Origin of the sequence: Pseudocolwellia antarctica (assembly GCF_049933045.1) — a bacterium.
In the GTDB taxonomy this organism is placed as follows: domain Bacteria; phylum Pseudomonadota; class Gammaproteobacteria; order Enterobacterales; family Alteromonadaceae; genus Pseudocolwellia.
Window position 1 is genome coordinate 3,110,204 of record NZ_CP187926.1, and the last position, 23,793, is coordinate 3,133,996.

Sequence of the window (23,793 nt, forward strand, 5' to 3'; positions counted from 1 at the left end):
ACTTTGTCGGTACTATTTATTAATAATAATGGCTTGTTGATAGGTTTTTATTACCTCAGATTTGAGCTTATCGCCTATCCTTTCATTAACCCTATACGTAGTAGACAATATTTTGTTCACTTTAATTTCAAATTTATTCAAAGAGTTACTAAACCAGTCGTTTTCAATGAATAAACTAAGCGCACCTTTTTTATTATTTTGATCGAATAAAAACTCAGGTAATGCATCGCAAGTGTTATTGATCGAGGCTAATTTCTCACAAGCATTTTCATTATAAGCTTCTAATGCTTCAGCTAAATTAAGTAAACCAAAAACAACATTGGTATACGCATTATAATAAACACTTGAAGCACCTAAACGATGTTCTACGCGTGCTGTTTTTTCCCAATCATAGGTTGAAAGCATAACTTTATTATTTTGATCATATAACAAAGGTTCTTCCCCCATAGGCTGATTATGTTTACCTACTTTTTTATAGAGGGCAATACTGCCTTGGTGACCGCCAGATATATCATTAGGCGAGCATAACTCTTCAAACAAACCATACTGATCTCTCAACTTTAATCGCTCAAAGGCTTCTTCTTCAGGTAAGTATAATAACGAACACGCTAAGCTTGATCGTAAAAAGCATTGCTGCAAATACTCACCAAAGTGTTGATGAGGAATAATATTAGTCCCTTTTTGATCAATCGCACTTATATTCATCTGTATTGCATTAGGAATATGTACTGCGCGCTTGTCGCTGGTGAAAATATCTTTACTGCCCAAGGCTAACTTTCCTGTATCTCCCGACCAAACAACTGGTTTGATCATGGTTTTATCAAAGCCTTGTAAAGCAAATAACGTGGGGAGTTTTTTAATCGCTTCAGCTAAATTATTCGCTTCTTTTAAAGGCGACTGACCATTAAACAATGAGATGTACTCCCATTGATTTGACCAATATTCAGGTATCACTTGCCCATCAATATTTAAAGCAGCAAGCTGTTTATTAATGATTGAGTAATCTAATGGCTGAGGGGATTTGTCTGAAGTACGTTGAAAGCAACCTTCTAATTCGAAATGAATTAATGGCTTAAACCCTAAATGCTCAATATATATTTGAAGTAATTTGATTGCTTGTATTGCGACATTATCAACCGCTAACATAATGTATTCTCATGGGGTTTTGATCTATTTTGGTTATTTATGATTATGTCGGTTGTAATAGCCGTCACTTTTTGAATAACAATAATGTAAACAGCTAATACTGTTATCACTACAATTTAATTACGCTATTCGATAGATATATACACATTATAAAGTAATAGGGATCAATAAACCCCTCTATAAATTTTTAACCTTATTATTAATTTATAGTTATAAGTAAGATTTGACCAAAACCATACCGTTAGGTACAATATATGAATTATTTACCCCAAATTAGGATCTATTGTGGCTAGTGGTAGAAAAAAATCATTTGATGAAAACACTGCGTTAAACGCCGCAATGGAAGTGTTTTGGCAAAAAGGTTATGTAAGTGCTTCACTTACAGATTTAACTGCACGCATGGGTATTAATAAACCAAGTATGTACAGCGCTTTTGGTAATAAAGAAGCCTTATTTGTTAAAGCAACTCAATGTTATATTGATACTAAATTAGCCCCTCATGTAGAATTACTTTTTCAAGAAGGGAGCTCGTTAAAACAACGCTTAAAAAATCATATGATGTCGATTGTCGCTATGCAATCAGATCCAGAGAAAGGTAAAGGCTGTTTTTTAACGCTATGTCAGTCAGAACTGATCGGTGGTGATATACCTAAAGAAGCGGAACAACTCCTTAAAGAAGCAGATTTAATTCCACTTCAGATATACAGTAAATTATTTGAAACCGATGAAGAATGTATCGCATTAGAGCTCCATAAAAATGCTCAAGCTAATGCGCTAACTATATATACTTTGTTAAAAGGCACTGCATCAATGGCACGTTCGGGTATAAAAACATCTGATCTTGAATATTGTGTAGATACTATTATCTCCGGTATGACTATTCATTAATCCTTATACTTTATGGTAAATATTAACTCTGATTCAAGTTTTCATTATTCTCCGAATTAAGCGATTAATCTACTTACTAGATTTAAATTAAGTTACCGATAAAGTATATATTTACATTAATTCTATGTTTAAATGTTAGTTCTGCCCTATCCAAATTAAATAACACAATTTAAATGCGTACTTTTCCTACTTTACTACTTATTCTTTTTCTCAGCGCGTGTACTCTTATATCTCAATTAAACTTCGATGAACTTTATGGCACTTCAGATCCTACTCGATATGAATTACCTGTAGCCCCCACTCAAGATACAAAATTAGAATTCCATCAAGATATTAAACCCATATTAAATAATCGATGCGTTGTTTGTCATGGTTGCTACGATGCGCCTTGCCAACTTAATTTGGCTTCGTATGAAGGTTTATCTCGAGGAGCAAATAAAGAATTAGTTTATGATGGTACAAGGCTATTAGCCTCTTCCCCTTCTAGACTTTTTGTTGATGCAGCAAGTCCTTCACAATGGCGAGATAAAAACTTTTTCCCTGTACTGAACGAACGTAATCAGTTGGGGGATATAGATGCTAGCGTTATAAGCCGAATTTTAGCGTTAAAAAATAAAAAAACAGAAAACCTAAATAATCAACCTTTACCCACAGATTTATATGATTTTAGCCTTAATAGAGAACAATCGTGCCCTTCAATTGAACAAATGGCTTACTATGAGCAATCACAACCTCATGGCGGAATGCCTTATGGTTTACCAGCATTATCTGAACAAGAACAAAACACTTTAAATGAGTGGATAGCAGCTGGAGCTCCAGCAAAAAATACAGCACCTCTTGCTCAGGTTTATTCTGACCTAATTGTTCAATGGGAAAGTTTTTTAAATAAAGACAGTAAAAAAGCACAACTCATGTCTCGATATGTTTACGAACATTGGTTTTTAGCTAACCTGTATTTTAATGATATAAAAACTGACTCAACATCACCTCAGTTTTTCAAAATAGTACGTTCTTCCACACCGCCTGGTGCTCCGATAAAAATAATTGCGACTCGTCGTCCTTTTGACGATCCTGGTGTGCAACGTGTTTATTACAGAATAAAACCAGTGCACGATACTATTTTGTTTAAAACCCACATGCCATATGCACTTAGTCAAAAGCGCATTGAAAAGCTCGAAAAATGGTTTCTAAATGATAACTACACAGTAACTAACCTCCCCGGTTACGATCCTGTAAAAACGGCAAACCCTTTTATTACCTTTGCAGAATTACCTACCAATAGTCGCTATGAGTTTATGCTTGATGAGGCACGATTTACTATTATGGGGTTTATTAAAGGCTCTGTTTGTCGTGGGCAAGTTGCATTAAATGTAATTAATGATCACTTTTGGGTGGTATTTGTTAAACCTGAAAGAGAAAACACCGAACTAGGTGAAGCTAAACTTAAAAAGCATTTAGTTGAATCAACCTATAACCTCAGATTGCCTGCAGGTTCAGGTAGTACAACCATTTTTAGTGATTGGTTAAAATACTCTGAACACCAAATGGCTTACCTCGAAGCAAAAGCAGAATATGTAAATTCTATTTTTAAAGGCGGTTTAAAACCTACATTAGACTTTGTTTGGGATGGCGATGGCGTAAATAAAAATGCAGCACTCACTATATTCCGTCACTTTGACACAGCTTCTGTAGAATATGGTTTTGTGGGTGATTCTCCACAAACCATGTGGTTAATTGATTATCAATTACTTGAAAAAATACATTATCTACTTGTTGCTGGCTTTGATGTTTATGGTAATTATGGACATCAATTAAAAACACGTTTGTATATGGATTTTTTACGCATGGAAGGAGAATCCAATCTTATTAGCTTCTTACCTAAAAGCTCCCGTCAAGATATCATTGATCAATGGTATCAAGATGAATCAGACACAAAAGCTGAGTACTTCAATAACTCACTACTTACTCTGAATAGCGACTCTGGAATTGCTTATCAAACCAATGATCATTTTGCAGAATTACAGAAAAAAATATCTACATACCTTTCACCTATACTAGATAACAAATTTGAGCTAAATAATGTCAATTTACCAACAGACTCATTAAAACAATTAACAAAGCTTAGTAAGTTGGTAGGCAAGCCTATATCTTTCCTCTCTCAAGTAAGTTTTATTACTGTAGTAGATAAAAATGAAGAACATCATTTTACAATAACCAATAACAGTGCCTATACAAGTGTTAGTCATTTATTCTTAGAAAGTGCTAGCAGAGTCCCCAAAAGAGATACATTAACGTTAGCTAGTGGTTTTATTGGTGCCTATCCAAATGTTTACATGAGAATAAACGCAGAAGAATTAGCTGAATTTGTTCATCAAATATCAACGGTATCAAGTACTTTAGATTACGGGAAATTATTAGATCAATATGGCATACGTCGTACCCATAAAGACTTTTGGAAACACAGCGATAAAATACATGCTACTGCAAAGGAAGCATTATCTATTGAATACGGACTATTAGATTACAATAGATTAGAAAACAAATAATACGCTTACCGAATATAAGAACAGTCATTCATACTTCAGCTACTGTTCTTATATTTATTTCGCTTTAGGTTAATATGTATTTAACCTGAACTCTGGATAATGGGTTTTTTAATACATTGATTTTCAATACTTTATAAGTAAATTATTGCAACACCATTTGTTTAGATGATTTATTACTCTCCTAATGTTGGAATTTAATTCTATAACAAGGCATTTTTCTTGACTAATAGCTGGCTATTAGCAATAAAAATACAGTTTTTTTATTCCCGATAAAAACTAAGTACCTGCATGCAGGCAACGACGTTAGAGGGTTAAATAAAAATATTAGGCATAACTGCTTATTCAGAGTTCAGGTTATTTAGTAAACCTAATCTTGAACACAAATTTTAAAGTCTACTGTATTCAAGATTATAAATTACAATGTGGTAAACGTGTTCTTACCACATCCTTCCTATCGCGATTACTGAACCTTATTATTTAACCTTTACATATCAAGAACCAAAACTTACCTTCAAAAAATCCCTAACGCATTTCTACATAAATCAATAGTCAAAGATCCACAAACATATACATTCTATACTCTCTACTTTTTATAGCTTTAGGGCGTGTTGATCTTTCGAGATTATTTTTTCAGCAATTTGTTGGGTATTTATACAAGGCAGAAGCTTTGTCGTGTGGTTGTTCAACATAAAAAGGTGATAACGCCGTAGAAATGACCAACAAATGCTGTCCAAAGGATTCGGCTAAAAGCGTTTTACTCTTTGTTGCCTGCATGGATGCAGGTACTTAGATTATGCAGGAGCATATAATCTGTGAGCAGTATTTGCTTAGAATGACTAGTCTACATACAGCTCGCCGCGATTAAAACGCTTTTATCTCGAACAAAATTTAACCGCGAAAGATCAACACGCCCTAGTAATAATAGAAAGATTACTGAATAAACTTTAGCTTCAGCTTAATAGATTTAACCCTTGACTTTAAAATACCTATCGGTACAATAATTTTTATACCAATCGGTACATAAATTATTTTAATAACTAGCTTAATCAGAATTGAGGAATAAAATGACAACATTAACTATACACACTATTGAGTCAGCACCTGAAGGCAGCAAGCCACTTTTAGAAGGTTCAGTAAAAGCTTTCGGAATGCTTCCTAACTTGCATGGCGTACTTGCTGGTTCTCCTCAAATACTTGAAGCGTATCAAAAACTTCATCAGTTATTTACAGAGTCTTCTTTTGATGCTGAAGAACTTACTGTTGTATGGCAAGCAATAAACGTAGAGCACGGTTGTCATTACTGTGTGCCTGCGCATACCGCCATTGCACATTCAATGAATGTTGATCCAGCAATCACTGAAGCATTACGTAACCAAGCGGCAATGCCAACAGCTAAGTTACAAGCTTTACTTGATATGACATTAATTATTGTACGTAACCGTGGACATGTATCTCAAGAAGAATTAGACGCTTTTTATGCTGCAGGTTATGCTGAGCAACAAGTGCTAGATATTATTTTAGCGTTATCTCAAAAAATCATCAGTAACTACACTAACCATATTGGTAATACACCAGTAGATGCTCCTTTTGAAACTTTTGCTTGGACTAAAGCTAAGTAGGTTTTACAAATAGTTATTGGAACCTTTGCGAATAATTAACAGTAATGGGTTTCAATAACATTTTATTTAATAGAATAATAAAGACACAAAAAGATAAAACAACAATCTCTGATACCAATACCATCAGAAATACCTCAAATTTAACTCACTATTAAAGAAAGCCCTAACTACACTATTTAATCGACGCTGTTTTAAAGAACAATTTAAAAGGCTTTTACAATTATCTGAACGAAACGAGTGTAACTTAGCTTTACTTCTTATTGATGTTGATCATTTCATATCAATTAACGAAAAATTTGGTCATTCCGCTGACGATATCGTTTTACAAAACATAGCTATCTTTATTAAACAAGAAGCTCATCGCCCTTGTGATTATTGCTTTAGAATTGGAGGGGATGAAATGGCTGTTATTCTGTTCGATACTTCTCAAGAAAAAGTTGAGAGTAACTGTAATAAATTAAGCGCTTTAGGAAACATAAAAACTCAACCTATTGGTTCAAATAATACTGAACTTAAATGTGAAGAAATACCTGTTACTTTGTCAATAGGCTGTGCGATAAAAGACAAGAAAAACAAATCCACTTGTGAATCAATGTTAGAGGCAAGTGATAAGAGCCTATATCTCTCAAAAAACAATGGTCGTAATCAATTTACTATAAAACATATTTAGCTGGTTTTAAGAGCAAAAAACTCAGTATCAATCATACTGAGTTTTGGTATAAAGGTAGTACTTTCACTTTGTAGCTAAACCTATAAAGCGAGCTATAAATTCTCTTCTGCAAATGAAGCTAATCGACTACGAACAACACCATTGAGATGAACTGTACTGCTTCCAGGAAAGTCCTTAAACCTTTCAACAATATAAGTTAACCCTGAAGTTACAGCACTTAAATAATTACTATCTATTTGTGCTAAGTTGCCTGAACATACTAATTTAGTGCCTTCGCCACATCGTGTAATAATTGTTTTAAGCTGCGACGCAGTTAAGTTTTGGCATTCATCTAGAATAACAAAAGCATTTTGAATACTCCTACCTCGCATAAAATTAACAGACTTGAACTGAATATTCGCTTTCTCCATAATATAATTTAAGCTGCCGCTCATGTTCTCATCGCTTTTATGAAGCACTTCTAATGAGTCGGTAATTGCCGATAGCCAAGGCGCCATTTTCTCTTCTTCTGTGCCAGGTAAAAAGCCAATAGATTCAGCTATTTCAGGCGTACTTCGTGTGACAATTATTTTATCGTATAAGCCACGTTCTACCACTTGCTCTAATGCAGAAGCTAACGCTAATAATGTTTTGCCGCTACCTGCAGCACCAGTCAGTATCACAAGATCTATTGTAGGATCTAACAATGCATCCATCGCCATACCTTGATAGATATTTTTAGGATTAATTCCCCATGCTTGTTTTGCCATTAAACGTTCACAAGACAAATCCGCAATCGCTAATCGTTCATCATCCCAACCTGTAACTTTACCCGCAAAGTGTCCTGTTTCATCTAATATGTATTCATTCATGTAGCTATTAGGCAATAAATCACGCTTTACGTAATGTGTGGTATTTCGACCTTCAGTTTCACTTTCGCATTCTTCAACTTGCTGCCAAAAGTCACCTTCAAATTTATAATAACCTGTCGCTAAGAATTGAATATCTTCAATAAGCTGATCAGTTCTGTAATCTTCAACATGTGCTAAGCCTGCACCTTTAGCTTTAAGGCGCATATTAATGTCTTTAGTGACTAAAACGACTTTATTATCTGGTTTTTGTTTCTGAATATGTAAAGCGGCGTTAATAATACGGTTATCATTTTCATTAAATGACAAGGTGCCAGCAATTTGTTCTAAGGTGTAATCGTTGAATATAGACAGTGAGCCACTAGGGTTATTAGGATCAGCTTCTGGTAATTTAACACCCGATAATACTTCTTCTGGTGTAGCCTCAGCTAAAGAGTCTTCGAGCGCTCTAATAGCGACACGAGCATCTCGGCTAACGTCTTTGTTGCGGTCTTTAATGGAGTCTAGTTCTTCTAACACTGTCATGGGCACAACGACATTGTGTTCTTTAAAGGAGAGAAAAGCGAAAGGTTCGTGCAGTAAAATATTGGTATCTAAAATATAAATAATTTTATGGTCATTCATATAGGCATCCTTAGCTTAGATGCAAAAACCTTGTCATATATATAGTCAAAAGTTTAGCTATAAATACAATCAAAAGTTTTTGTCAGTATTTAAATGAGGAGGAAAACATAAACTGATTTCACTCAAATGGCCTGCCAAACATTGTAATGATTATTTTTAATAAGATGCTCCTTTTCGTTTATGGGTTGTAGATCATAAATATCCTGAAGACTGTTGAACTAGTGTTTAGATTGCACAACAGATAACTGAAGGATATATCCCCTTTATTACCATATTATGACGTTAGTTTAGTACTTAACCCTTACCGATTTCTTCACCCCTTATAAATAAATATAGACTATTCTCAGTAAGTTTATAACTGAAAATTAATCATCTAAGAGAATATATTTACTTAATCAAATGATCCTTCTAAAAATAAAACTCAAACCAATCAAACAAAATCTCGTCGTTTTTAACACCTAAATGAAATATTAAATATTTGAACTAAAATGAACGAACACAAAGAGATTTATGCATCATAATTTACAAAGTACAACAATAATATAAGCCTTTAACTTAGCTGTGAGTTTGCCTTTAGTAAGCTTTTATAAAAACAGTGAGCGAGCGTATAGAGCTTTATTTTCAATTATTTTATGTATTTATAAAAAACAGGCTGATTTCTTTATTATTTTTAACACTTTTTAATGAACCCTTTAGTGAAAAACGTTACTATAGCGCCCGTTTTACATGCCCTATCATTAAATTTTATAAGTTGGAGTTGTTATGTCGTTTCACCCTGGTCAACGTTGGATAAGTGATGGAGAGTCGAATCAAGGACTTGGTACTGTTACTTCTGTTGAACACAGATTTGTAAGTATTGTTTTTACTGCTACAGGAGAGTCAAGACAGTACGCAATAGCGAATGCTCCACTTACTCGTGTTATTTTTAATGAAGGCGATACTATTCCTAGCCATGAAGGCTGGACGTTACTTGTTGAATCATTTGAAGAAATCAGCAATTTAATTACCTATCATGGTGTTCGACAAGATACTGGCGAGCAAGCTTCGATTAAAGAAGTGATGATCGACCATTTCTTAAAATTCAATAAACCGCATGATCGTTTATTGAATGGTCAAACCGACCGTTTAGACTGGTTTCAACTGCGTAAAGACAGTCTTAAACATCAACATATTCAACAGCAATCAGAGTTAATGGGATTAAGTGGTGGTCGTGTAAGCTTAATTCCTCACCAATTATATATAGCTGAAGAAGTCGGTAGCCGTTTTGCTCCACGTGTTTTATTAGCCGATGAAGTAGGCTTAGGTAAAACTATTGAAGCTGGTTTGATTATTCATCAGCAGCTTGTGAGTGGTAGAGCTCAACGTATTTTAATTATTGTACCTGAGTCATTAACTCATCAATGGCTTGTGGAAATGCTACGCAGATTCAATTTACCTTTTAGTATTTTTGATAATGAACGTTGTGTTGAAGGTTCAAACGCTGAAGATGGCGCGAATCCTTTTAGTTCTGAACAATTAGTATTAGTGAACTTAGGCTTTATTACTGATAATCCAAAATGGTACGAAGCGCTTATCGCCGAAGATTGGGACTTGATGGTTGTTGATGAAGCCCATCATTTAAATTGGTCGCAAGACAATCCAAGTATTGAATACCAATGTATTGAGCAATTAGCACAAGTAATACCTGGCGTATTATTACTTACAGCAACACCCGATCAATTAGGTCATGAAAGTCATTTTGCACGCTTAAGATTACTTGATCCTGATCGTTTCTTTGATTATAAGAAATTCATTGCTGAAGAAGAAAACTATATTGAAGTTGCTGATGCTGCAAATTCATTAGTCGCTGGCGATCAACTGACTCAACCTCAGTTAAATACTCTAACTGAATTATTGAAAGAAGCAGATATTAGTTCACAACTTAGCATTATTAATGACGATAGCGTTAAAGTGTCTGAGCAAAGTGAAGCGCGCCAGCAAGTGCTTGAACAATTGTTAGATCGCCATGGCACAGGTCGTATTCTATTTAGAAACTCGCGTAACACTATTGAAGGTTTCCCTGAGCGTAAATTATTACCAACGCCTTTAGCTATGCCTGAGCAATATCAAACCATTATTAACGATTTATTGTTAAGTGACAGTGCTGAAAACATAGCTGAGCTTTCTCAAAGCAAACTGTTATTTACACCAGAAATTTTATTTAGTTTAGAGCAACACGACAATTGGTACGACATTGACCCAAGAGTTGATTACTTAATTGATTTGTTAGAAAACTTAGGTAAAGAAAAGCTACTAGTGATTTGTGCTCATGCGCAAACAGCGATTGACTTAGAAACTGCTTTACGTGTTAAAGAAGGCATACGCGCAGCAGTATTCCATGAAGGTTTAAGTATTTTTGATCGTGATAAAGCCGCAGCCTACTTTGCTCAAGATGAAGACAGCGCCCAAGTATTACTTTGTTCTGAAATAGGTAGTGAAGGTCGAAACTTCCAATTTGCTCATCACATGGTACTTTTCGATTTACCAAAAAATCCAGACTTGTTAGAGCAACGTATCGGTCGTTTAGATCGTATTGGTCAAAATCAAACTATACGTATTCATGTCCCTTACTTTGAAGATTCTCCGCAAAGTTTATTATTTAATTGGTATAACCAAGGTCTTAACGCCTTTGAACATACTTGCATTACTGGGCATGCTGTTTTCAAAGAGTTTGGCGAGGCGTTACAAAACTTAGCTTTAACAGCGCAATGGCAATCAGACGAGTCGACTCAGCTTATTGAAGCGAGTCATGAGAAACATCTCGTTATTAAAAAAGAATTAGAAAACGGCAGAGATAAATTACTCGAGCTACATTCTTCTGGTCAAGGCAGAGCCCTTGAGTTAGTGAAGAAAATAGAAAAGCTTGATCAGCAAATTGAATTACCGCAATTTATGTTTCAAGTACTCGATGTATTTGGTATTCAACAAGATGATAAAGCAGATAATTCTATTGCGCTACAACCGTCTGAGCACATGTTAAACAGTAACTTTCCATGTTTACCTGAAGATGGAACGACCATTACCTTTAACCGTGATACGGCGTTAGTCTCTGAAAATTATCAATTACTTACTTGGGATCACCCTATGGTGCGTGGCGCTATGGATTTAGTGCTTTCTGATGAACTGGGTAATTCGTGTATAGGTTTATTAAAGAACCCTGCTCTTCCTGTGGGTACTTTCTTTGTTGAATGTATTTTCACGGTTGAAGCTACTGCACCTAGCCAATTGCAGTTAGGTCGATACTTACCAACTACGCCAATACGCGTTTTAGTTGATAAAAACGGTAACGATTTAGCAGATAAGGTCGGTGAAGAAGTATTAGATCAACAGTTAAGCCCTACTAAAAAGCAAGTGGCACTTCAGTTAGTTAAAGCATTAAAACTACAAATTAGTCCGTTAGTGACTAAAGCTGAAGCGCATGCTGAAGTAAATGTAGCAAGTATTCAACAAAGCGCACTTGATTCAATGCATCAGAAGTTAGATGAAGAACATGCTCGCTTAGCTGCATTAGCTAAAATAAACCCAAGTGTTCGACAAGAAGAAGTCGATTTTATATTGCTACAGAAAACTGAACTTGAAAGCTATATCAATAAAGCACAGCTAAAATTTGAAGCCATACGACTTATTGTTGTTACTCATTAATGAGCGCTAATCCTGATTTTGTTTATCAGCCACCGTTAGATCCCTATTTACATATTGTTTATAGGGACAATGATATTGTGGTATTAAATAAAGGCAGCGGTTTGTTGACAGTTCCTGGCCGATTGCCGGAACACAAAGATTGTTTAGAAAACCGAGTAGCACGGGTATTACCTAGCGCTACTATTGTGCACAGATTAGATATGGCTACATCGGGCATTATTATTATGGCGTTAAATAAGCCTGCCCATGTGGCTATTAGTCAACAATTTGAAAAGCGTAAAACACAGAAAAGATACATAGCTCGAGTTTTCGGCCATGTAAAAGAAGAGCAAGGATCTGTTGACCAACCCTTAATTTGTGATTGGCCTAATCGTCCTAAACAAATGATAGATTATGAAAGAGGCAAACAGTCTTTAACCCATTACAAAGTATTAAGTTATAGCGATAACTCAACCTTAGTTGAACTAACACCTGTTACTGGCCGCTCTCATCAATTAAGAGTTCATATGTTATCCCTTGAACACCCTATTTTAGGCGATCGATTGTATGCTCATGATGAGGCGCTAGCGATGGCAAAACGCCTAAATCTACATGCGCAAATGTTAAGTATTCACCATCCAGTGAGTAACGAAGAAATGACTTTCTTAGCCGATTGTCCATTTGAATAGATAAACACTTAATTTAATATATTAGCTGAGCCTTTAGCTAAATATTAATAAGTCAGAGTATCCCCAAGCAAGACCTAAATGCTGAGTAGAATGAATGATCTCAACTTTAGGTTTTCCACTTCCTTGCAAAACATCTACACTTACTTATCAACTTATTTTATTAAGTAAACAAGAATCTGGGTCGATACTATGAGTTATAGTGACTACATTAGATTTCTATAAGGATTTACATTGTTCCGACTTTTTCTCATTACTGCCCTTTTCTCTTTATTACCTCATGTTTTAGGTATTTCACAAGCACACGCTTTTTTCTACTTTCAAGAAGAACCAGCCAAGAGCGATGAACAAGAAAATGCAACTAAAGATGGCTCTGGAAAATTACAACGTAGTGATATCAAAATAGCCCAACCTATTAGTTCTTTCGAGCTGCAAAAACAAGATTTAAATCATTACTTACCAAGCAATGAAGTTGAATTACTCAAAGCGGGTGATAACGAATATACCCTGATAAAAGGCACCAGCTCGACTAAAAACGATAAAGGTGTCGCTATTTTAATACCTGATTGGCAGCAAGGCCTCACTAATGCCAAAGCCCTTAATTTTTTAAGAAAAGAATTGCCAACTCATGGATGGGCAACTCTCAGTATTCAGTCGCCTAATAAGCCTAGCAACTACCCTTCTTCTGCATCAACTCAATCTGAACTGGCAGAGCAAAATAAAGTCGCGCTAATGCCTTATAAAAATGAATTAAAAAGCTTGATGATGGAGGTAATGAAAAAAGCTAAAGACTATCCTGGGATCTTTCTTGTGATCACTCAAGGTAGCCAAGCAGCAATGCTAATTGATTTATATAAAAACAATGAAGAGTTATTACCTAGTACCTTAGTTATCTTGAGTGGAGGTATGTATTCACATTTAGAAAACGATACCTTTGCCCATAATATTGCGACATCAGAATTACCTATTTTAGATTTAATATTAAAAAGGGACAGTCGGTCAGTTTTAGAAAATGCGTTATTAAGAAAAAAATACTCCAATAAAGAATTAAAAGTCTTTTATCGACAGAAAAGCCTATCGAATATAATGCCAGGTTATTACCCTGAACAGAGCTTGATCATAGAGATTAATGGTTGGTTAAAAAGTATAGGTTGGTAATTTTTTGGAGACTGAACTTATTAAATACCAAAGAACGTTGAATGTGAGAACAACTCAATAACTTGAGTCATCAATTAGAACATTCGCTTTTAGCTTAGATTGAATAGTTAATACTAGCTAAAAAAGCATTTTTATAGAAAAGGGAATGATGTTATGGAAGGTTTATATGAACATTAGCATCACCTGTTATTAAGTTTTTAACTAGATTTAATTAATAACAGGCCATTTGTCGGACAAAGACCAAAATATCGAAGGCTTTGCTCTAAGCTCTTGCTTTCGTCACTGTTTCGTATGCTGCTTGAATATCTTGTGCTTTTTCCTTAGCTGTTTCCATCATCTCTGGTGGTAAACCTTTAGCGACGAGCTTATCAGGATGATTTTGAGACATGAGTTTACGATACGCTTTTTTGATTTCTTGATCTGTCATATCAGCCGAACAACCTAAAACTTTATAAGCGTTGCTAAGTTGTGATTTAGTTGATTGAGGACGTTGTCCTCCTTGACCATTAAAGCGATCGCCTGCAATGATCATTTCAAGTAATCTATCTAAGTCTCTTACAGAAAAACCTAACAGTTTAGCTATTTGATGAAGTGCTGCTCTTTCTTCGCTATCTAACGTGCCGTCAGCGAAAGCGACTTGAATTTGAATTTCTAAAAACATAAGTAACAAGTCATGACGTCTGCCACACTTGTTCGTAAAATCTTTCAAGCGTTCATCTAATGGGAAGGCTGTACTTTTACCTTCTCTAAAAGCATTTTGAGCTTGTTGCCTTAACGCGCCTTTTAAAGAAAGTTTATCCATATAAGCTGTGGCAAAAGCAATTTCTTGTGAGCTAACAACACCATTTGCTTTCGCTACATAGCCCATTACCGAGAAAGTGGTATCGAAGAAAGCTTGTTGTCTGTCTTCTTCAGTAAAACCACCACCTGATAAGTTATTAAAGTTAAGACCTAAACCTTTATCGAAACGATGACCTAGCCAAATGCCAAGTAATGCACCAAAAATGTTCTTACTCAGCATAAAGCCAAATAAACCACCTAAAACTTTTCCCCAAATTCTCATTTGATATTTACACTCTTATATTCGTTCGTTGTTTGATAGATTGTTTGTTACTTTCCTGAGACTATTCGATTAAGCTCATCTAATCGCTCAGGTGTTCCTACATCAGTCCAATGGCATGTGAGTAGTTTACCAGAAAGTTGCTGATTATCGGCGGCTTCTCTCAGTAATGGACCTAAAGCTAAAATATTTTCATTCTTGTGGGCATTAAAAAACTCAGGTTTGTATAAGCCAATACCACTAAAAGTAAACGGTAATGGCTCTGTTTTGTCTGTAATTTTGGCTGTTATATTTCTAACTTTCTGCGAGTCGCTGCTTTCACTAATATCTGAATTATTTACATTCATACTTGCTATGTCAGCTAATAAAAAGTCACCTTTACTATTATGTTCAGGGTTTTTAACCAACCAAATATTAGCTAAGCAATCTTCAGTAAGAGGCTTGATGTCAGCAAAATCAAAATCGGTATAAACATCACCATTTACAACTAAGAATGGAGCATTAGCATCAGTGTTTTCTAGTAATAAAGGTAAAGCGTTAATAATGCCACCCGCAGTTTCTAGCCCACCTTCACTTTCTCGACTATATTTTATTGAAACGCCCCACTGACTACCGTCTTTTAAATAGTTTTCAATTTTATCACCTAACCAAGCATGATTAATCACTATATCGGTAATACCTGCTTGAGCTAATTTAATAATATGATGTTCAATTAATGGAATGCCTGCCACTTTTAACATAGGTTTTGGCAAGCTATCCGTTAATGGACGCATTCTTTCACCACGACCTGCAGCTAGGATCATAGCTTTCATAAAGAATGATCCTCTGTATCGACTTTTTTTAACTCTTTTTCTGCTAATGCGGGTATAACTTTATGTAAAACTAAATCATGTAAAAAGCTCAACTCAGAATACTTAGCACTGATATCAACAATATACGATAGGGTTAATGGAATATCTTGGAGGTAACCAGTTTTATCATCACGATGATATAGGCGAGCAAAAATGCCACTCGCTTTCACATGACGTTGCATTCCCATTAAGTCAAACCAACGCTGCCATTGAGCTTGACTTATGTTTGGGTATTTATTCTCTATATCCATCAACTGACAAAAGTACTGAAATAATCCTGTCACTTTATCGTTAGGCCATTTTACATAACAATCTCTTAGTAATGAGACAATATCGTAAGTTATAGGTCCGATAACAGCATCTTGAAAATCGATAACACCTAATTGAATAGCACCAAGGTCTTGGGTTACTTCACTTGAGTTAAGTATCATCAGGTTTCGACTATGAAAATCACGATGCATAACAACTTGTGGTTGCTCTAAAGCATTACCAACGAGTACTGTAAAACACGTATGAAGCTGAGAGCGTTCTTGTTCACTAAGATTGATATTTAAATGCGTACCTAATAACCATTCACTAAAGATATTACATTCCAGATGTACAAAGTCAGCGTCGTAGCGTGGTAATTTATAATTTGTAGGTATCGCTGATCCAGCAATTAATGGTAATAATTTTATTGCCTCTTTATAAGAAGCGTCCATATTATCTAAAGTTAATAAATCACTAAACAACGCGTTGCCAAAATCACTTAAACACAAAAAACCTTGCGCTAAGTCATAGGTAATAATATTGGGTACATTAATATTTTGTTGATGTAGTACCTGTTGAATTTCAACAAAAGCTAAATTGTTAGACTTATCTGGAATAGCATCAACGGCAATATAAGGTTGCCCGCTAATAGAAAATCGATAATATTTTCTGAAACCAGCATCGCCAGTTAAAGCTTTTAAGGTAATTGAATCGAGCTTAAAGTAGTTACATAGCCATTCTTCAAGAAGTGATAAACGAGACTGATTCAATAGTTAACCCTTAAAATTATATTTTATGTATTATATGAAAATTTCAACAATAACATAAGCAATACAAAGCCTTTATTCTTGTTAAAGAGTAAAATAGTATGAATATTGCTAGGTTTTTAATAATTTAGCTTTTGATTGGCATTTAAGGCTATGCTTTAGTAATTTAGGATATAAATCATCACGCCTCGTGGTAAATACAGCATTATAAATTTGAAAGTTAAGCCTATATGTCACATGATTGTCATATCTTTTTAATATGAAAATCATAATAACTATATTATTGTGAAATTTAACGTTAAAATACGCGAAAATTAAATTTCTCCTCTATAAATTATAATTAAAAGCTAATTTTCGGAATATAAATGTCTTTCCCCCAAACTACTACATTGCTTTTTTTAGGTTTATTTAGCACTCAATATGCTTTTGCCAGTGATGATTTCCGTCTGGGCGAACACTGCCCAATACCAAGTTTCGACAAGTTATCGTATCAAGATGTTAATACAAACAGCCAATCAATTACGATCACTTCTAAATTTACTCAAATAGAAAAAAATCAGTTCGCGAGATTTACTGGTGGTGTAACCTTACTTACTCCAACAGAAGCTATAGTGGCAGATCAAATAGAACTAAATAGACAAGATTTACTAATTAATGCCGAAGGTAACATTCACTTCCAGAATACAGGAATTGATGTTTTTGCTTCACAACTTAATGCAAGTAGAGCAGCGGGTGGTACAACCTTAAGCGATACCTCGTATCAATTAACCGCAAATGCGGGACACGGCTCAGCAAAAACAATATCAGTTAATCAAGATGGTGTTTTAACATTGGTTGATTCGTCTTTTACCACTTGTTTTGGTGAAACACCTGACTGGAGTATTAATGCCAGTGAAATAACGATAAATACTGCAGATAAACAGTTAGAAGCCTATAACGCAAAGTTTGAAGTATTTGATATTCCTGTTTTTTACGTACCCTACTTTACTATGCCGATTGGTGATGAGCGTCACTCAGGTATCTTGTATCCTAATATTAAAACATCGAGTAGTTCTGGATTTGAAGTTAGTGTTCCTTATTATTGGAACATAGCCGAGAACTTCGATGCCACCTTAACACCACGTTATATGTCTGAGCGTGGCACACAATTAAATACTGAATTTAGGTATTTAATGGGACAACAGTCTGGTGTTATCGATGTTGAATATCTCAATAGAGATATCAAGTTAACTCAAAATGAAGATCCTCGTTATTTAGCACGTATACAACATGTAGGTACTTTTTCAGATCGTTTTCGTGCATATGTAGACTATACAACGATTAGTGATGATAACTATTTAGTCGATTTAGACAGCGAACAATATAACTCTAACGACGCTTACCTATACCAAATTGGTGAATTATCTTATTTTGGTGATACATGGAGCGCGACTGTTAAATTACAAGATTTCGAAATTTTAGGTAACCATACGCCAAGTTATCAAACAGAACCTCATATCGAGCTTAGCAAAAGTCAGGCACTGCCTTTTGGCAATGCTGTATTTAACATGTATTCTGAAATGACACGTTTTATTACAGAAGAAGTTGATTTACCGACAGCAGAGCGTTATCACTTTGAAGCAGGCGTTACTTTACCTATAACTCGCCCCGCTTGGTTCCTTAATTCTGAGCTTAAAGTACTGCAAACCACTTATCGACAAGATAATATTGTTGCCACGAGTTTACTTGAAGAAAAAGTTAGCCGTACCTTACCTAAAGTTAGGATCCACGGTGGTATGAACTTTGAAAAAGCCCTAACCTTTGGCGATCAAACCTATACTCAAACACTAGAACCACAATTACAATACTTATACATACCAGACAAAGACCAAAGCGCTATAGCTCTATACGATACCACCTCATTACAAGATGACTTTGATGGCTTATTTAGGGATAGACGATTCAGTGGTTTAGATAGAATTGCTGAAGCAAATCAATATTCTTGGGGTTTAACTACACGTATTTTGGATCCTCAAAGTCAAGAAAGATTAAGAGTCAGTTTAGGTAGAATTGTTTTCTTAAATACCGATGAAGCATCATTAGAGAGTGACACATCACAAAATATTGCTGTGAGTGAATCTGCTTTAGCCACTGAGATTTACGCAAAAATAAATGACCGTTGGGAGTTCACTGGCGACATTCAATACAACACCAAAACCAATAAAACGAATAAAAGCCAAAGCAAGATTGATTACCAATTTAGTAAAAATCAGACAATTCAATTGAACCATCGTTATACTCGTAATGTCTCAGGTATTAGACTTGAGCAATTATCACTATTAAGTAATGTAAATATAGACCCAAATTGGCAGATCGTTGGCCAAGTAACACAAGACCTTCAAAACAAAAGAAGTTTAGAAAGTTATTTGGGTGTACAGTACAGCAGTTGTTGTTGGGGGATACGTTTATCCTTCCACCGAGCCATCAATTCAACGATTGATGAAACGCAAGGCAACCTAACTGACATTGATAGTCGCGATGAATTTGATAGCGGATTTAAACTTAATTTTGTATATAATGGTGTGAACAGTTCACAAACATCAGATACTATATCAGACATGTTTAACTCAAGTATATTTGGCTATAAGCGCCCTTACTTTCTCAATAATTAAAAGAATTTAACTGAATATGAAAAATACATTATCAGCATTAACCTTTATAACAACTTGCCTAGTAACAACATTTCAAACTAACGCTAAAGAGGTTGAACTTGACCGTGTTGCAGCGATTGTAAATACCGGCGTTGTTTTAAAGTCTGAAGTAACGGCTTTAATAAAAGATATTAAGCAACAATCTGAATTAAATAACCAAAGCTTACCTTCAGACAAAGCATTACGCACCCAAGTTATAGATAAACTCATTACAACAGAGTTACTTCTACAAATTGGTGAGCGTATGGGTGTTCAAATTAGTGATGCACAACTTGATCAAACAATTTCAAACATCGCTGGGGAAAACAAATTAAGTTTGGAGCAGTTCCGCCAAACAATTATTGCTAGCGGTACTGACTACGACACTTACCGTGAGAATGTTAGAAATGAAATTATCACTAACGAAGTTAAACGTTCAAGTGTAGGTAGACGCATTTATGTATCACCACAAGAAATTAATAACTTACTTGGTTTAATGAAAGAACAAACAAGCGACAATATTGAGTATCACTTAGGACATATCTTAATCGCTTTTCCTGGTGAACCAAGTCAAGAGCAAATTATTACTGAAAAAGACCGCGCTCAAAAGGTTATAGAGTTACTTAATGACGGTAGTGACTTTACTAAAATAGCCATTGCATCTTCAGGTGATGAAACAGCACTAGACGGTGGTGATATGGGGTGGAAAAGTATTAACGAAATGCCAACTCTATTTTCTGAGTTAGTTGATGGTAAAGAAAAAGGCACAGTTGTTGGTCCAATTCGTACAGGCTTAGGTTTTAGTATTGTAAAAATACTTGATATCCGCGGTAGAGAAATAGTTGAAATAGAAGAAGTAAAATCAAGACATATTTTAATCAAACCTTCTGTGATCATGAGCGAAGCAAAAGCTGAAGCTACACTCCAAGGATTCTTAGATAAAATTGCGGCAGGCGAAGCAGACTTTGCTGAACTAGCGAAAGAGTTCTCTGAAGGTCCAACATCCGTTCGTGGTGGTGATTTAGGCTGGTCAGATCCTAAAAACTATGACCCTGCTTTTAGTACCGCATTAGCAGGATTAAAAGTAGATCAATACAGTAAACCTTTCCGTTCATCATTCGGTTGGCATATTACTCAATTAACGGGTAGAAGAATGCAAGATACGACAGATCAAATGAATGAGATTAAAGCACAAAATATCATTTACAACAGAAAGTTTGGAATGGAAAGCGCACGTTGGATCAAAGAAACACGTGAAGAAGCTTACATCGAAGTTATTGATGGTGGAACTCGATAATGACAAGTCGAATAGCAATAACACCTGGTGAACCTGCTGGAATAGGCCCAGACTTAGTCATAGCGATGGCACAATTATCATGGCCGGCACAATTGATTGTTGTTGCTTCACCAGATCTATTAAAAGAAAGAGCGGCGTTATTAAATTTACCGCTAACACTTATTTCTTATGATCCGGAATTACCAGCACAACTTTCACAGCCAGGTACATTAACTATTTTACCTGTTGAACTAGCGGAACCTTGCGTTCCTGGTGAGCTTAACCCTACCAATGGTGCTTATGTTGTAGAAACATTAAGAGTCGCCTGTGAGAAAAATATGCAAGGTGAATTTGATGCTGTGGTTACAGGTCCGGTTCACAAAGGTTTGATCAATCAGTCTGGTATAGCCTTTAGTGGTCATACCGAATACTTTGCTCACCAAGCTAACTGTTCAGACGTTGTGATGATGTTAGCAACTGAAGGATTACGTGTAGCACTTGTTACTACACATATCCCGCTTGCTTATGTATCAAAAGCAATAACGCCTGACAGACTTCATCAAGTGACTTCAATCTTACATAAAGATTTAGTTAATAAGTTTGGTATTGAAAACCCTGCAATTTATGTATGTGGTATTAATCCTCATGCAGGTGAAGGTGGCCACTTAGGTCGTGAAGAAATTGAAGTAATGAACCCAACATTAGATGCTCTTAGAGCAGAAGGAATGAATTTAATAGGTCCATTACCTGCTGATACTATTTTCCAAGAAAAAATATCTAAAAGAAGCTGACGCAATATTAACTATGTATCACGATCAGGGCTTACCTGTTCTTAAATACAAAGGCTTTGGCTCTTCAGTAAATATAACCCTAGGCTTACCTTTTATTAGAACGTCAGTTGATCATGGAACTGCTACAGATTTAGCAGGGAAAAATGTTGCTGACGCAGGTAGCATGATCGAAGCATTAAAAACAGCCATCGAATTAGTGAATAATCAATAATGAATTCAAGTATACATTTAGGCCATCAAGCAAAAAAAAGGTTCGGTCAAAACTTTCTTAATAACGAAATGGTTATTGAAAAAATTGTTGATGCAATCAATCCTGAACCTAATGAAAATTTAGTAGAAATAGGTCCAGGCTTAGGCGCATTAACAGAACCTGTTGTTGAACGTGCTGGCAACTTATCCGTAGTTGAATTAGATAGAGATTTAGCACATCGTTTAAGACATCACCCTTTTTTAGCCCCAAAATTAACAATTTATGAAGCTGATGCTCTTAAATTTGATTTTGCTAGTTTGGTTAAAGACGAACAACCATTAAGAATATTCGGTAATTTACCGTATAACATCTCTACACCGCTTATTTTTCATTTATTAAGCTTTAAAGAAAATGTAAAAGACATGCACTTCATGCTTCAAAAAGAAGTAGTTGAGCGTATGGCGTCAGGCGAAAACAGTAAATCTTTTGGCCGATTATCAATAATGACACAATACCAATGTCAGGTAATTCCAGTTATGGAAATAGGTCCAGAGCATTTTACTCCGGCACCTAAAGTAGATTCTGCGATTGTAAGATTAGTTCCGCATACCAATATCAAAAATCCTGTTAAAGACATTAAAATGCTAAATACAGTATGTTTAAGTGCATTTAACCAACGTAGAAAAACCATCAGAAATAGCTTTAAAAAGTTAATATCTCATGAAATTTTACAAGATTTAAATATTGATGCGACTTTACGTCCTGAAAACTTAGCCGTTGATGATTTTATTAGAATCGCAAATTACCTTTCCGATAACCCTACTGAAATTAAATAATTTATGACACAAGAAAGTACCTCTTTAGAGACAGTATCAGTACAAACTAAGTTCATAGCAGAGCAATCAAGTTCAAGTGATTCTCAGTTTGTATTTAGCTATACCATTACCATTACAAACAATACCGAAAAGGCATTTCAGGTAATGAGTCGTTATTGGTTAATTACTGATGCTGATGGTGAAACATCAACTGTTGAAGGTAGTGGAATAGTAGGTGAACAGCCTCATATTATTCCTGGTACTAGTTATACTTATACCAGTGGTTGTTTATTAAAAACGCCATTGGGTACTATGCAAGGCTATTATCAAGTTGAAGATGATAATCAAGTAACAAGCATTATAGATATTCCGGTATTTCAGCTAGCATTGCCTAATATTATTCATTAGTTATGGCGATTTATTTTGTAGGAGACATTCAAGGCTGCTTTTCTGAATTATCCCTATTACTTGAACAAGTTAATTTTAATAAAAAAGAAGATGAACTATGGGTAGCTGGCGACATGGTTGCCCGTGGTACACAATCACTTGAAACACTCCGATTTATCATTTCGCTTGGATCCTCTGCAAAAGTCGTATTAGGTAATCATGATTTACACCTATTGGCTACTTACTACAAACTCAAAAAAGTTAAAGTTAAAGATCATCTAACCGATATTTTAAATGCTCCTGATGTTGATAACATTATGGAATGGCTTTCTAACCAACCACTTATACAAAAAATCCCTAACGAAGATGTTTACATGTCTCATGCGGGTTTATCACCACAATGGACTCCAGCTACCGCTTTAAAACAAGCAAAAAAAGCTCAAAAGCACCTTAGCTCTAAAAATCGAGTAAAGTGGTTAAGCTCAATGTACGGTGAAACCCCTAACAGCTGGGATAAAGCGGAAACAGAAATAGAAAAGTTTCGTTTCACTATCAATTCTCTCACTCGTATGCGTTTTTGTTATAAAGACGGCTCATTAGATTTTGAACATAAAAGTACACCTAAAAGTTCCCCTAAAAACCTAAACCCTTGGTTTGATTTTCCAGATCATTTAGAAAGTGTACATTGGATTTTTGGTCATTGGGCAGCCCTTTTAGGAAGCTGCTCTAATCCAAATGCTTTTGCTTTAGATACAGGTTGCGTATGGGGAAATCATTTAACATTACTCCGCTGGCATGACAAACAACTATTCACTCAAGAATATTTACATCATGTTCACAAAAGCTCTTAATTTCATTAAAGATTATCCAGTAATGAGTTGAATTCATAACTA

Annotated in this window: 16 protein-coding genes and 2 pseudogenes; 13 read left to right on the forward strand and 5 right to left on the reverse strand. The window is 35.3% G+C overall.

What is annotated here, in order from left to right:
- Positions 1 to 12: 12 nt before the first annotated feature.
- The gene (locus tag ACPUVN_RS13440; RefSeq protein WP_426359820.1) at positions 13 to 1,146 is read right to left on the reverse strand and encodes a hypothetical protein; all 1,134 of its coding nucleotides are present in this window, start codon (positions 1,144 to 1,146) and stop codon (positions 13 to 15) included.
- 285 nt (positions 1,147 to 1,431) lie between these two features.
- Here ACPUVN_RS13440 and ACPUVN_RS13445 point away from each other — a divergent pair, with 285 nt between their 5' ends.
- The 4 genes and pseudogenes from ACPUVN_RS13445 to ACPUVN_RS13460 form a co-directional block, all read left to right on the forward strand.
- Positions 1,432 to 2,034: a TetR/AcrR family transcriptional regulator gene (locus tag ACPUVN_RS13445; protein ID WP_426359819.1), complete on the forward strand. Its 603-nt coding sequence runs from the start codon at positions 1,432 to 1,434 to the stop codon at positions 2,032 to 2,034.
- Positions 2,035 to 2,207: 173 nt separating this feature from the next.
- Positions 2,208 to 4,580 (forward strand): fatty acid cis/trans isomerase, encoded by a 2,373-nt coding sequence (locus ACPUVN_RS13450; RefSeq protein WP_426369243.1) that lies wholly within the window; start codon positions 2,208 to 2,210, stop codon positions 4,578 to 4,580.
- A 1,064-nt stretch (positions 4,581 to 5,644) separates the two neighbouring features.
- Complete coding sequence (locus tag ACPUVN_RS13455; RefSeq protein WP_426359816.1) at positions 5,645 to 6,199, forward strand: carboxymuconolactone decarboxylase family protein; 555 nt, start codon at positions 5,645 to 5,647, stop codon at positions 6,197 to 6,199.
- 169 nt (positions 6,200 to 6,368) lie between these two features.
- A pseudogene (locus ACPUVN_RS13460) lies at positions 6,369 to 6,869 on the forward strand (GGDEF domain-containing protein); the annotation flags it as partial.
- A gap of 92 nt (positions 6,870 to 6,961) precedes the next feature.
- On the opposite strand, the gene ACPUVN_RS13465 reads toward ACPUVN_RS13460, so the two are convergent.
- On the reverse strand, positions 6,962 to 8,341 hold the full coding sequence (locus ACPUVN_RS13465; RefSeq protein ID WP_426359815.1) for a PhoH family protein: 1,380 nt from the start codon (positions 8,339 to 8,341) through the stop codon (positions 6,962 to 6,964).
- A gap of 762 nt (positions 8,342 to 9,103) precedes the next feature.
- On the opposite strand from ACPUVN_RS13465, the gene rapA reads away from it, so the two are divergent.
- The 3 genes from rapA (at position 9,104) to ACPUVN_RS13480 (ending at position 13,845) form a co-directional block, all read left to right on the forward strand.
- Complete coding sequence (gene rapA / locus ACPUVN_RS13470) at positions 9,104 to 12,022, forward strand: RNA polymerase-associated protein RapA (protein ID WP_426369244.1); 2,919 nt, start codon at positions 9,104 to 9,106, stop codon at positions 12,020 to 12,022.
- Positions 12,022 to 12,690 (forward strand): bifunctional tRNA pseudouridine(32) synthase/23S rRNA pseudouridine(746) synthase RluA, encoded by a 669-nt coding sequence (gene rluA / locus ACPUVN_RS13475; RefSeq protein WP_426359813.1) that lies wholly within the window; start codon positions 12,022 to 12,024, stop codon positions 12,688 to 12,690. Before rapA ends, rluA begins: the two co-directional genes overlap by 1 nt.
- A 231-nt stretch (positions 12,691 to 12,921) precedes the next feature.
- Positions 12,922 to 13,845 (forward strand): DUF3530 family protein, encoded by a 924-nt coding sequence (locus ACPUVN_RS13480; protein ID WP_426369245.1) that lies wholly within the window; start codon positions 12,922 to 12,924, stop codon positions 13,843 to 13,845.
- Between the two features lie 262 nt (positions 13,846 to 14,107).
- Here the strand turns inward: ACPUVN_RS13480 and djlA are convergent, their stop codons facing one another.
- From djlA to ACPUVN_RS13495, 3 genes are read right to left on the reverse strand one after another with little or no spacing between them, the layout of a single operon-like run.
- Positions 14,108 to 14,908 (reverse strand): co-chaperone DjlA, encoded by an 801-nt coding sequence (gene djlA / locus ACPUVN_RS13485; RefSeq protein WP_426369246.1) that lies wholly within the window; start codon positions 14,906 to 14,908, stop codon positions 14,108 to 14,110.
- 47 nt (positions 14,909 to 14,955) lie between these two features.
- Positions 14,956 to 15,717: an N-acetylmuramate alpha-1-phosphate uridylyltransferase MurU gene (murU, locus tag ACPUVN_RS13490; RefSeq protein ID WP_426359809.1), complete on the reverse strand. Its 762-nt coding sequence runs from the start codon at positions 15,715 to 15,717 to the stop codon at positions 14,956 to 14,958.
- Positions 15,714 to 16,775: an aminoglycoside phosphotransferase family protein gene (locus tag ACPUVN_RS13495; protein WP_426369247.1), complete on the reverse strand. Its 1,062-nt coding sequence runs from the start codon at positions 16,773 to 16,775 to the stop codon at positions 15,714 to 15,716. The genes murU and ACPUVN_RS13495 overlap by 4 nt, the downstream gene beginning before the upstream one ends.
- A 362-nt stretch (positions 16,776 to 17,137) precedes the next feature.
- Between ACPUVN_RS13495 and lptD the strand changes: the two genes are divergently transcribed.
- The 6 genes and pseudogenes from lptD (at position 17,138) to ACPUVN_RS13525 (ending at position 23,751) form a co-directional block, all read left to right on the forward strand.
- The gene (lptD, locus tag ACPUVN_RS13500) at positions 17,138 to 19,423 is read left to right on the forward strand and encodes an LPS assembly protein LptD (protein ID WP_426369249.1); all 2,286 of its coding nucleotides are present in this window, start codon (positions 17,138 to 17,140) and stop codon (positions 19,421 to 19,423) included.
- 16 nt (positions 19,424 to 19,439) lie between these two features.
- Positions 19,440 to 20,738 carry a peptidylprolyl isomerase SurA gene (gene surA, locus ACPUVN_RS13505; protein WP_426359806.1) on the forward strand — a complete coding sequence of 433 codons (1,299 nt, stop codon included), beginning with the start codon at positions 19,440 to 19,442 and terminating at the stop codon, positions 20,736 to 20,738.
- A pseudogene (gene pdxA / locus ACPUVN_RS13510) lies at positions 20,738 to 21,719 on the forward strand (4-hydroxythreonine-4-phosphate dehydrogenase PdxA). The gene surA and the pseudogene pdxA overlap by 1 nt, the downstream one beginning before the upstream one ends.
- Positions 21,719 to 22,534 carry a 16S rRNA (adenine(1518)-N(6)/adenine(1519)-N(6))-dimethyltransferase RsmA gene (rsmA, locus tag ACPUVN_RS13515; protein ID WP_426359804.1) on the forward strand — a complete coding sequence of 272 codons (816 nt, stop codon included), beginning with the start codon at positions 21,719 to 21,721 and terminating at the stop codon, positions 22,532 to 22,534. The pseudogene pdxA and the gene rsmA overlap by 1 nt, the downstream one beginning before the upstream one ends.
- Positions 22,535 to 22,537: 3 nt before the next feature.
- Positions 22,538 to 22,921 (forward strand): Co2+/Mg2+ efflux protein ApaG, encoded by a 384-nt coding sequence (gene apaG / locus ACPUVN_RS13520; protein ID WP_426359803.1) that lies wholly within the window; start codon positions 22,538 to 22,540, stop codon positions 22,919 to 22,921.
- Between the two features lie 2 nt (positions 22,922 to 22,923).
- Positions 22,924 to 23,751: a symmetrical bis(5'-nucleosyl)-tetraphosphatase gene (locus ACPUVN_RS13525; protein WP_426359802.1), complete on the forward strand. Its 828-nt coding sequence runs from the start codon at positions 22,924 to 22,926 to the stop codon at positions 23,749 to 23,751.
- The last annotated feature ends 42 nt before the right edge of the window (positions 23,752 to 23,793 follow it).

Excerpts from the sequence above, each read along its gene's own strand:
- ACPUVN_RS13440 (WP_426359820.1), bottom strand. The coding sequence starts at position 1,146 with ATGTTAGCGGTTGATAATGTCGCAATACAAGCAATCAAATTACTTCAA.
- ACPUVN_RS13450 (WP_426369243.1), top strand. The coding sequence starts at position 2,208 with ATGCGTACTTTTCCTACTTTACTACTTATTCTTTTTCTCAGCGCGTGT.
- ACPUVN_RS13455 (WP_426359816.1), top strand. The coding sequence starts at position 5,645 with ATGACAACATTAACTATACACACTATTGAGTCAGCACCTGAAGGCAGC.
- ACPUVN_RS13465 (WP_426359815.1), bottom strand. The coding sequence starts at position 8,341 with ATGAATGACCATAAAATTATTTATATTTTAGATACCAATATTTTACTG.
- rapA (WP_426369244.1), top strand. The coding sequence starts at position 9,104 with ATGTCGTTTCACCCTGGTCAACGTTGGATAAGTGATGGAGAGTCGAAT.
- rluA (WP_426359813.1), top strand. The coding sequence starts at position 12,022 with ATGAGCGCTAATCCTGATTTTGTTTATCAGCCACCGTTAGATCCCTAT.
- djlA (WP_426369246.1), bottom strand. The coding sequence starts at position 14,908 with ATGAGAATTTGGGGAAAAGTTTTAGGTGGTTTATTTGGCTTTATGCTG.
- murU (WP_426359809.1), bottom strand. The coding sequence starts at position 15,717 with ATGAAAGCTATGATCCTAGCTGCAGGTCGTGGTGAAAGAATGCGTCCA.
- lptD (WP_426369249.1), top strand. The coding sequence starts at position 17,138 with ATGTCTTTCCCCCAAACTACTACATTGCTTTTTTTAGGTTTATTTAGC.
- surA (WP_426359806.1), top strand. The coding sequence starts at position 19,440 with ATGAAAAATACATTATCAGCATTAACCTTTATAACAACTTGCCTAGTA.
- rsmA (WP_426359804.1), top strand. The coding sequence starts at position 21,719 with ATGAATTCAAGTATACATTTAGGCCATCAAGCAAAAAAAAGGTTCGGT.
- apaG (WP_426359803.1), top strand. The coding sequence starts at position 22,538 with ATGACACAAGAAAGTACCTCTTTAGAGACAGTATCAGTACAAACTAAG.
- ACPUVN_RS13525 (WP_426359802.1), top strand. The coding sequence starts at position 22,924 with ATGGCGATTTATTTTGTAGGAGACATTCAAGGCTGCTTTTCTGAATTA.